Origin of the sequence: Pseudomonas sp. K5002, from assembly GCF_013386655.1 — a bacterium.
GTDB lineage: Bacteria > Pseudomonadota > Gammaproteobacteria > Pseudomonadales > Pseudomonadaceae > Aquipseudomonas.
The window spans coordinates 1-791 of record NZ_JACARK010000604.1 but is presented as its reverse complement, the minus strand read 5'-3'; the positions used below and the strand labels follow the sequence as shown (position 1 = coordinate 791).

Sequence of the window (791 nt, the reverse complement as noted above, 5' to 3'; positions counted from 1 at the left end):
CGGTGGCTCGACAACCGGTGGCGGCGGCGGTGGCGGTACAGGCGGTGGCGGCTCCACAACCGGCGGTGCCGGCTGGGAAAATTCGATCGTCATCGGCGGGATTTCCGGCGGCACAATCGGCAGCACCGGGGTTGGCTTCTGGCTGACCCAATAGATCACCGCGCCATGCAAGGCCAGCGCGAGAATCCCCAACAGGATCGCTTCACGCCGACTCAACACACCCTTCGGGGTTTTCTGCGTACGCAACTGCCCCAACGGCGCGCGATGCGGCCGGCCAAGGTCGACCAACTCACCACCCGGTGCGTGGCGCCACTGCGCCTCTTGTGCACTGGCGGCGGTCTGGACATTGCCCATTGATTAACTCCCCTGCGGTCTTAAGCAAAAAAACCGACGGGCCTGCCTTGGCGGCCGTCGAGGGCTGAATCATCGGGGGCAGACGCTTATCTCTTAAAGTAATCTTTAAAGTTATAGATAGATCTAAATTGAATAACCGAAACATCCGGATACGCCGAAGCCACGTCCTGCGCGGCCTGGCGCCGAGGGGAAAAATCTCAATGCTTTTGAGGCATACAAAATATTCACTGAAGGCATGGCTCAGCGTGGATTACCGGCACACAAATCCTGCAATTGGCGTAGCAACGCCTGCCCGGCCGCACCAAGGCCGTTACGGCCATACAGCGCCAGCCGCACGCCCTGCACCGCAGGCAAACCGCTGTCCGCGCCCAACACCACGTGCCCGGGCTGCACCACCCGCACCGGCAACAGGCTGATCCCCAGCCCCGCCGCCACCG

Annotated in this window: 2 pseudogenes; both read right to left on the bottom strand. The window is 62.1% G+C overall.

Annotated features, from left to right (window positions below):
• Positions 1 to 354, bottom strand: a pseudogene (locus HX846_RS24515) (energy transducer TonB); the annotation flags it as partial.
• A 240-nt stretch (positions 355 to 594) separates the two neighbouring features.
• Positions 595 to 791: pseudogene (locus HX846_RS24510) on the bottom strand (LysR family transcriptional regulator); the annotation flags it as partial.